We start from the raw sequence: 8,522 nt of genomic DNA, 5'->3' as shown, positions 1-8,522 counted from the left end.
GCACTCTGAGGGAGTGTTTACAAACCAAATCCTAGAGGAATTGGCGGGCTGGGAGAAGATTCTCCAGCACACCAGCCTCAGCCAGACATTCGATCCCGATGAACTTGAAGGTGAGGACGAGGACGCACCGCGCGACCGTCGTCTGGCGACCGTGCGGAGGCGTCGTCGTAGGTCTTGAGATCGGAGGGCTGGATGGCACGAAAGCCATACGATCCTCCCTTCTCGCTCCGCCTCTCCTTTGAAGAGCGGGCAAGGCTCTCAGAGCAAGCTGAGGGCATGCCGCTCGGAGCCTATATCCGCTCGCGCCTTCTCGATCAGCCACCGCGCCGCAAGCGTCTCAGCCAGATCGACCAAGATTCCCTGCTGCGGGTTCTTGGCCAGCTCGGCCAGTCACGCATCGCGAACAACCTCAATCAGCTCGCCAAGCAAGCCAATCTCGGAACGCTGCCCGTCACGCCCGAAACAGAGGAGGCATTGCTGGATGCCTCAAAGGACATTGCCGAGATACGGAAGCTGCTCATTCAGGCCTTGGGACTGGAGGTCACGCCGTGATCCTCAAGGCCTCTCAGCGCAGCGGGGCGGCGCAACTCGGTCAGCACCTCCTCAAAACTGAAGAGAATGAGCATGTCGAGGTGCATGAAGTCCGTGGCTTCATGTCCGAGAACGTCATGGGCGCGATGAAAGAAGCCCAGGCGATGGCAAAGGGGACGCGCTGCAAGCAATATCTCTTCTCCGTTTCCCTCAATCCCCCCGAAACCGAGAACGTAGCCATCGAGGTCTTTGAAGGCGCTCTCGCCTCCATTGAGGAAAAGTTAGGCCTCCAAGGTCAGCCCCGCATGGTGGTCTTCCATGAAAAGGAAGGCCGGCGCCATGCGCATGCGGTCTGGTCGCGGATTGACGCCGAGACCATGACCGCCAAACAGCTCTCCTTCTTCAAGTCCAAGCTGCGCGATGTCTCGAAGCAACTCTATCTCGAAAACGGCTGGAAAATGCCGTCCGGCCTGATGGACAGCAAAGCGCGTGATCCGCGCAATTTCACGCTCGACGAATGGCAACAGGCCAAGCGCGCGGGGCTGGATGCCAAGTCCGTCAAAGGGATTGCCCAAGAATGCTGGGCGGTCTCCGATAATGCCCAAACCTTTGCCCATGCGCTCGAAGAGCGTGGTCTGTATCTGGCGAAGGGCGACAGGCGCTCCCATGTCGCCGTCACATATGAGGGCGAGGTCTTCGCCCTCTCGCGCCTGATCGGCGTGAAGGCCAAAGACGTGACAGCACGCCTCGGCAAGGCGGACGCCTTACGTAGTGTCGAGGAAACCAAGGCGCATATTGCGAAGGCCATTGCGCCTCGTCTCGATGGCTTCCTCCAAGAAGCCAAGCGCATGGCGCGGGATGCTCTGAAACCGCTCGCCGAGAAGAAGAAGGAACTGCGTGCGTGCCACGCCGAAGAGCGCCAGCGCATGGCCAAAGGCCAGCGCGAGCGTTGGCAGCGCGAGACCAAAGAGCGGGCAAGTCGCCTGCGGACGGGCGTGCGGGGCCTCTGGGATCGCCTGACGGGCGACCATGCCAAGATGGTCAAGAAGAACGAGTTCGAGGCTTATCACGCGCTGCGCCGCGACCGCGATCAGCGTCAGGTCATGCTGAACGCTCAACATGCCGAACGTCGCAAGTTGCAAGAGCAGATCAAACAGACGCGTGAGCGCCATGCGCGGCAGATTTTGAGCCTGCACAATCAGGCAGCCAATTATCGCCTCATGCGGGATGGCAGTCAGCAAACGATCCGTAGCGAATTCTCGCGGAGCGCAGGGCAAGCGAGGGAGCAATCCCGAAGCGCGCCGACGCGCGGACTTGAACTCGGGCGGTAGTCTCGAAACGGTAAGTGCATAGCTAGCGCTCGCCGCTCCCAAGCCTTTCAGCCTGAACGGTCTCCTCGCTATCGGTTTTCTCTTTTCCCAAACACGGCTGCCGCGTTGTTACCCAGACCAGAGCTTCTAATCCGATTCCCATGACGGTGGGATGCAAGGCGTAAAGCCTTCTCCAGTCGTACTTTCGATTGCGGGCAATGCATCTGTCAAAGCCTCGGATTCAACCACTCCTCCCGTAACGCGGCCCATGGTGGGCAGCGGAAAACTCCAAGGGAGGATGCCATGTTCCGACTGACGAAAGACGGCTTGAAAGCCAAAAGCGAGGCCCAGCTTCGCGACCTGTTTCAGCGAGCTACGCGCGAGATTGCAAGCAACCCACGCCTCAGCGCTACTTTCAGCAACGCCTCGACTGCCCTGCTGATGATCCGCGACGAATTGGCCCGTCGCGGTATCAGCCCCCAATGAGGGAGAGGCCGCCTCAGGCGGCCTTTCGCTGAATGACCTGCTAGTTAGTGGCGATAGTCTGCGATGATCGATAGCGCTCTGACGCAAATGAGCTTTGCAGCGCTGTTCTTCGGGTTTTTGGCAACCAAGTCGCTTGCGGAGAAAAAGACAGAAACCGTTGTGAAAGAGGCCCAATAGTTATCGAGCCCCATCCTGTTAGCGTCCGCTGCCGAATTTGCGAGGTTCACCGCCATCGCTCTGGTAGCGGCACACGGCTCTTGCGATATTCCGTCTGGCAGTGCGGTTGAGACCGCTTCAAGCGCCATGCCCATCGGCGTCACGTAGTCTAGCTCTGGGTTCTGTCTTATTAAATCCTCGACAGATTTCAGGTTACTTTCGAGGGATTTTGTATGAAGAAATGATAACATTAAATTCCTATATTGTTCTTCGGATATTTGGGCATATCCGGCCAACAAAGACAAGATTTTAATAGATATTAGGGTTTGAGGCCGCCTAAGCGGCGGCCTCTTTCTCGGTCACTTCGCGCATGACGATACGGCCATTGAGCGGAAGGGCGTTCAGATTCAGAGAAAAGCCTTTCCCGTCGCGGGTCGGCCAGGCCACTCCGATATCGGTCCAGCGGGCGGACTTACCTTCGCCATTAACGGAATAGAGACGGAAGGCGGGACGGTTTGTGTTGGTGTCAGACATTTTGATGCTCCTTTTCACTTCGCCGAACGGATGAGCCCGTCGGCTTCATGGGAGCACTGAAAAGACACGGGGGTTGCCCACGCGGGGTCAAATGCCTTTAGCCCGTTCACGGAGGCGGAGCTGCACGAAGGAAGCGAGCCGCATTGATCCCCGCACGGGACGGGTCTTAGTCCCCATGAAGAGAAGCCGAGGGGCACATTTCCGTGAGCATGTGATCTTCATAGGAGCATCGGACTGACACATGCAGGCCGTCAGAACGGACAATCGTCGTATTCATCGTCGTAGGGAAAGAGTTCGCCCTGCACCTCGTCGGAAGGCCAAGCCTCCTGCAACTGTCGGAAGTAGGCTGCATTCACCTGATCCTGAAGGGCCAGCATGATTGTAGTCAATTTCGTGATTGAGATCGCAGGTCGGGCATTTTCTGGGCCTCGCATGGCTGCGAGCTCTCGCTTCGAAAGAACCCCCATAGCTTCGGCGAACTCAGCGAGTGATACCTGAAGTGTCTCCGCAAGGCCGAGACACATATCGTAAAGATCGACGCGGCACTCGCTCAGAGATCGAAAATATGGCCGCTGCATAAACTGCCTCCTTCTGCTTGGAGGCTCTCAGCTACGTTCGAAGCGGTAGGTCTATGGGGGAAACAGGCAGCAATCGGTGCCTTAATTGGTGCATTGGTATGAGACCGTCGTTCTCATTGTCGAACAGCCACCGAGTCCGCCTGGGATAACACAGGTGTTGATGCCGCCATCAAATGCCTCAGCCGTTTTGTAGCCCCAAGCTTTGCAGCGTTTTGTCGCAGCTTCGACTCCTTGTTGCGGATTAACTACGGGCTCTTCGAATTCCCCATACTCATAAGACATCTCTACAACTCCGTCAGCCTTGCTCCCGCCCGTTGCGGACATCGTGACGGGAGTTGCACAAGCTGTGAGCAAGCTTGAAATCACCAAAGTGCAAAATAATCTCATCTATTCCCCTATTCTGTTGATTATCGCCATCGATAGTACAACATAATCGGGATCAAGGTCATGTATTTGTTGTATATTTATACAGTCAGCAAAAGAGTGGCCCAAGCTGACGCCGCATCAGGCGAATAGCCTGTCCCGTTGCCTCGTAGCGCATGTCGGGAGACAGGCAGGGATCGCGCAGCGCGATCTCGAAGCGTTTCAGGTAACGCTCTTCGAGGCAACCGTGCTTGCGGATCACCCGCAAGGCTTCCTCATGGTCGGGCAGAAAATCCTCGCACAGCATCGCTGCCTGAACCCTTTCGAGGGCTTCAAGAGCATTTCGGAGCAAATGCTCGCGAGGGATAGCTTTCGTTGGACAGTTCCACATCGTTCTATTTTGTTCCCACAATGTTCTGCACATTCAAGAACAAAATTCAATCTGAATCTGATTGCGCCGCGCCCCAATAGCGCGGCGCTCAAAACAGGCTGAGTTGTCGGGCGGCCTTCTCGTCGATGACTTGCAGCGCTGCGAATTCAAATCGCAGATAACAGGTAGCTACATACAAGCTGCATTGCACGTCTGCACAAGATGGCTGACCCTGCCGCGCCAGGTCACGATATGCACCTATGACATTGCGCAGCTCTGCTAAAGTTTCAGCTCGCAATGAGCGAAAAGCCTGCGAGCGTTGCGGTTCTGGTAGCCTATCCGCTGCCGTGATCTTCTCCCGCATGAACGCTGTCATTTGCGAGGCGTCGGCTGACTGGCGAATTTTCTTGAGACTCAGGCGTTTCCCGCCGTCCCTATAATACCAAAGGCTTCCTGCTCGTACTGGTTCTTGAACTTGTTCCATCTCCTCATTTTCCTTCTCGAATATCACTCCCGAATGGGAATGGGTTGCGCCATGCAACCCTGGCGCTTCGCCGAGAAGTGGGGGTGCAACTGCAAGGAGGCTCCGGCCGAGGCTCCGCCGAAATGCAAATGGAGGTGGATACGTCTGGATGCCTTGCGGGCGCGAGGGGCAAAGCCCCTTAGGATAGAACCCCGTTAGCGATCGTCACCCGCATGGGCCGAGACCTTGGCTCGGTGCGGAAACGCATAGAGCGCGGGCCATAGGCAACAGCGCAATTCAACGGGATAAAGCGCAAAACTTGCTACCTGAGGTCGTTTCAATGCGGTAGCCTAGTTGCATGTCTGAATATCTTGATCTCGCTATTACTTACCGCGCTATCGTCGATGCGGCGAAGCAGCGGAATTTCCTGAGCTATGGAGACATTGCGAAGGCCCATGACGCGGAGTGGTCGAAAGTTCGCTACGCAATGAACCGCCACCTTGAAGAACTCGTGGAGTCTGCTGCAACACGAGGCTGGCCACTCATCACCTCGATAGTCGTCAACAAGAACGGCCTTCGGACGGGCCACATGGAAGACACTGCAATTGAAGGCTTCGTTGAAGCTGCCAAGCGGCACGGCAGGTCCGTCACGTCACCCGAAGAATTCGTTAGGCAGGAACAGGAGCGAACTTTCGATTGGGCACAATCGGCACCTGTTGATCCTCCCTTTTCCGACACTTCAATCAAGAAGCCAAGCAAGGCGGCTGGCCCGAGATTCGTTCAATATTTTCCTTTGGTTCTCGACGCGCTCCGCGCTCTCGGAGGCTCTGCCGAGGCAAGAGACGTTTATGCGTCTGTGCGTGAGAGAACGGATGTCCCAGACGACGAATTGAACGGCGTCACCAAGGGCGGGCAATCAAAGTTCGAGAACAAGGTCGGTTGGGCACGATTCTACCTAGCTAAAGCTGGCCTTCTGGACAGCAAGAAGCGCGGAGTTTGGGCTTTGACCCCAGAGGGTCGCGAAACCTATCTCGACCATGAAACGGCGCTGGCGCTGTTCAAAGATGTCCAGTCCCGCTTCAAGGTTAAAGAAGAAGACCCAGATGACGAGGCACCTGCACCGACAATGAGCGATGATAGCGACATCTTCGATGATCCCAACAGACGGTTCTGGTTTGTGGGCGCAGTCTGGGGTGACGGCACGGAAGACCAGACCGACAGATTTGTCGAGGAAGGCATTTGGCAGAACGGGTATGACGACAAGTTCTCGGACCATATCAGCCGTATGCAGGTCGGAGACCGCATCGCAATCAAGGCGTCTTTCACGCAGAAATACAAGCTGCCCTTTGATAATCAGGACAAAGTCGTGTCCTGCATGCGGATCAAGGCCATTGGAACGATCACCGAGGCCTCGACGGACGCGAAGTCGGTCAAGGTCGATTGGGAAAAGCTCGATCCGCCAAAGGAATGGTATTTCTACACATACCGCGTGACCGTCGTGGAGGCGGATGCCTCCGACGATCTCGCCCGTCGTCTGATCCAGTTCACCTTCGGCGATCACAAACAGGATTACGAGTTCTGGCTGCGCGTGCCCTATTTTGCGAAGAAATATCGCCCCAAGGCCACGTCCACGCTCGAACCCTTCTTCGAAGATGACGCCGAAGAAATCGAGGTCGAGGGTGATGAGGCGACCTTCGAAAAGTATGATCTGGAGAGCATCGTCGCCGAAGGTTGCTTTCTCGACGATGCCGAACTGTCCGATGCTTTGGAGCGTCTCAGGCAGAAGAAGAACCTCATTTTGCAAGGCCCGCCAGGAACAGGCAAGACGTGGCTTGCCAAGCGTCTCGGGTACGCGCTGATCGGCACCAAAGATAAGAAGGTCTCGCGCAAGCGTGTGCGCTCGATCCAGTTTCACCCATCGCTTTCATACGAAGATTTCGTTCGTGGATGGCGGCCTGATGGTGACGGACAGCTTTCGCTCGTTGATGGCCTCTTCCTTGAAGCTGTTGAGGCGGCAAGAGCCGAGCGCGACCGTCCCTTTGTTGTCGTTATCGAGGAAATCAATCGCGGGAATCCCGCGCAGATTTTCGGCGAAATGCTCACCCTACTTGAACGTGACAAGCGGCGCGAAGACGAGGCAATCGAGCTTGCTTACAGACAAAAGCAGGGCGAACGGGTATTCATCCCTGACAATCTATATGTGATCGGCACGATGAACATTGCTGACCGCTCGCTTGCGCTCGTCGATCTGGCGCTACGTCGCCGATTTGCCTTTGTGAGCTTGGAGCCAAGGCTCAATGATCGTTGGAAGGCATGGTGCGAAGAGCAATCCGGCATTGACGGTGAATCGGTCGAACTGATCCAGCGGCTCTTCGGCGAACTGAATAACGAGATCGCCAGCGACCGTTCACTCGGGCCGCAATTTCGCGTCGGCCATAGCTATGTGACGGCCGCGAAAGCGGAGAAGATCGACGATCCGCGCGAATGGCTGCGCCAGATTGTGAGCACCGAGATCGCCCCGCTTCTGGAAGAATATTGGTACGATAACCCCGACCGCGCACGGAAGCTTACGGGGCGCATTCTGGAAGCCCTGTAATGCTCGGCGCTGAGCTCGAAATTCCGAGTGAGGAAGCCGACGACAGCTTCGTCGGCAAAATTCCGATCAGGAATGTATGGCTCCTTTTCCTCTATGCGTCAGGTCTCGCGCAATTCAGTGAACGGTTCGAAGCCGAGGTTGAAGAATCTCCCGACCTTAAATCGCTCATTGCCCGCCTGCTCTGCTTTGCCGTGGAGAAGCGCCTGCGGCGCAATCTGAGCTTCGGTTATCGTCGCCGCGAAGAAACCTTGAAGCGGATACGCGGACGGATCGACATACTGAAAACAGTCTCCGAAGACCTGTTTCGGCGGGGAGAGGTCGCTTGTCGTTTTGACGAGCTGACCATTGATACGCCGCGCAACCGCTTGGTTCGCGCTGCACTGGTCAGACTTTCATCAATCCTAGATGACGCCGATCTCGCTCACCATTGTCGTACGATTGGCAATGATCTGGGACGAGTGGGTGTATCAGGCAAAGAGCCCACGCGCTCGGAAATGGCGGCCGACCAGATTGCCCGACATGAAGGCGATGACCGTCTGATGGTGTCGCTTGCAAGGGCAGTTTACGATCTGATCCTGCCGATGGAAACGGCTGGGGCAAGGTCCATCCCGAGAGCGCAGCGCGAAGAAACCGAGTTTCGCAAATTGTTTGAGAAGGCCATCGGCAATTTCTTTGCTGCCGAGCTCTCCAGAGATGATGGCTGGCGCGTCTATCCTGGCAGGCAATTTTCTTGGCCCATCGAATCTGCGTCGAAGGGACTTTCGGCGCTCATGCCGATCATGATTACAGACATCATTCTCGAAAATGAAACTGAGCGTCGGCGCATCATTATCGACACGAAATTCACGGGCGCGCTGGCGACGTCGCGATTTGACACAGAGCGCTTCAAGACTGGCCACCTTTACCAGCTCTACACTTACCTGCGCAGTCAGGAAGCGCCAGCCGATCCGCTCTCGCTCGATTGTGAAGGTTGGCTCCTCTATCCTTCAATCGGACAGGAAATTGACGAAGCGGCCATCGTTCAGGGACACAGGATGCGGCTCGTCACAATCGACCTGACGCTGCCAAGCTCCGACATTATCGAGCGGCTTCGTCTTCTCCCGCTTGCCAGCCGCCTCACAAACTGAATAGCCCG

General features: G+C 56.2%; 10 protein-coding genes. 5 read left to right on the top strand and 5 right to left on the bottom strand.

The window, feature by feature from the left end; translation table 11 throughout:
- Positions 1-192: 192 nt before the first annotated feature.
- The 3 genes from MB02_RS17255 (at position 193) to MB02_RS17245 (ending at position 2,327) form a co-directional block, all read left to right on the top strand.
- The gene (locus MB02_RS17255; protein WP_067540858.1) at positions 193-552 is read left to right on the top strand and encodes a plasmid mobilization protein; all 360 of its coding nucleotides are present in this window, start codon (positions 193-195) and stop codon (positions 550-552) included.
- A complete protein-coding gene (locus tag MB02_RS17250; RefSeq protein WP_067540855.1) occupies positions 549-1,862 on the top strand; it encodes a relaxase/mobilization nuclease domain-containing protein in 1,314 nt (437 codons plus the stop codon). The genes MB02_RS17255 and MB02_RS17250 overlap by 4 nt, the downstream gene beginning before the upstream one ends.
- Positions 1,863-2,144: 282 nt before the next feature.
- Positions 2,145-2,327: a hypothetical protein gene (locus MB02_RS17245; RefSeq protein ID WP_067540852.1), complete on the top strand. Its 183-nt coding sequence runs from the start codon at positions 2,145-2,147 to the stop codon at positions 2,325-2,327.
- Between the two features lie 492 nt (positions 2,328-2,819).
- Here the strand turns inward: MB02_RS17245 and MB02_RS17235 are convergent, their stop codons facing one another.
- The 5 genes from MB02_RS17235 to MB02_RS17220 form a co-directional block, all read right to left on the bottom strand.
- A complete protein-coding gene (locus MB02_RS17235; protein WP_067540846.1) occupies positions 2,820-3,017 on the bottom strand; it encodes a hypothetical protein in 198 nt (65 codons plus the stop codon).
- Between the two features lie 251 nt (positions 3,018-3,268).
- Positions 3,269-3,595 (bottom strand): hypothetical protein, encoded by a 327-nt coding sequence (locus MB02_RS17875; RefSeq protein ID WP_170304782.1) that lies wholly within the window; start codon positions 3,593-3,595, stop codon positions 3,269-3,271.
- A gap of 81 nt (positions 3,596-3,676) precedes the next feature.
- Positions 3,677-3,919: a YecR family lipoprotein gene (yecR, locus tag MB02_RS18200; protein ID WP_407919345.1), complete on the bottom strand. Its 243-nt coding sequence runs from the start codon at positions 3,917-3,919 to the stop codon at positions 3,677-3,679.
- A 148-nt stretch (positions 3,920-4,067) separates the two neighbouring features.
- On the bottom strand, positions 4,068-4,310 hold the full coding sequence (locus tag MB02_RS17225) for a hypothetical protein (RefSeq protein ID WP_156495580.1): 243 nt from the start codon (positions 4,308-4,310) through the stop codon (positions 4,068-4,070).
- Positions 4,311-4,437: 127 nt separating this feature from the next.
- Positions 4,438-4,812, bottom strand: a complete 375-nt coding sequence (locus MB02_RS17220; protein ID WP_156495579.1) for a hypothetical protein — start codon at positions 4,810-4,812, stop codon at positions 4,438-4,440.
- Positions 4,813-5,149: 337 nt separating this feature from the next.
- On the opposite strand from MB02_RS17220, the gene MB02_RS17215 reads away from it, so the two are divergent.
- The gene (locus tag MB02_RS17215; RefSeq protein ID WP_206598609.1) at positions 5,150-7,387 is read left to right on the top strand and encodes an AAA family ATPase; all 2,238 of its coding nucleotides are present in this window, start codon (positions 5,150-5,152) and stop codon (positions 7,385-7,387) included.
- Positions 7,387-8,514: a 5-methylcytosine-specific restriction endonuclease system specificity protein McrC gene (gene mcrC, locus MB02_RS17210; RefSeq protein WP_067540834.1), complete on the top strand. Its 1,128-nt coding sequence runs from the start codon at positions 7,387-7,389 to the stop codon at positions 8,512-8,514. The genes MB02_RS17215 and mcrC overlap by 1 nt, the downstream gene beginning before the upstream one ends.
- The last annotated feature ends 8 nt before the right edge of the window (positions 8,515-8,522 follow it).

The sequence above is a fragment of the Croceicoccus estronivorus genome (assembly GCF_001625325.1).
Taxonomy (GTDB): Bacteria; Pseudomonadota; Alphaproteobacteria; order Sphingomonadales; family Sphingomonadaceae; genus Caenibius; species Caenibius estronivorus.
Note: the sequence above shows the minus strand (reverse complement) of the source record. Positions and strands in the feature narration are given on the sequence as shown.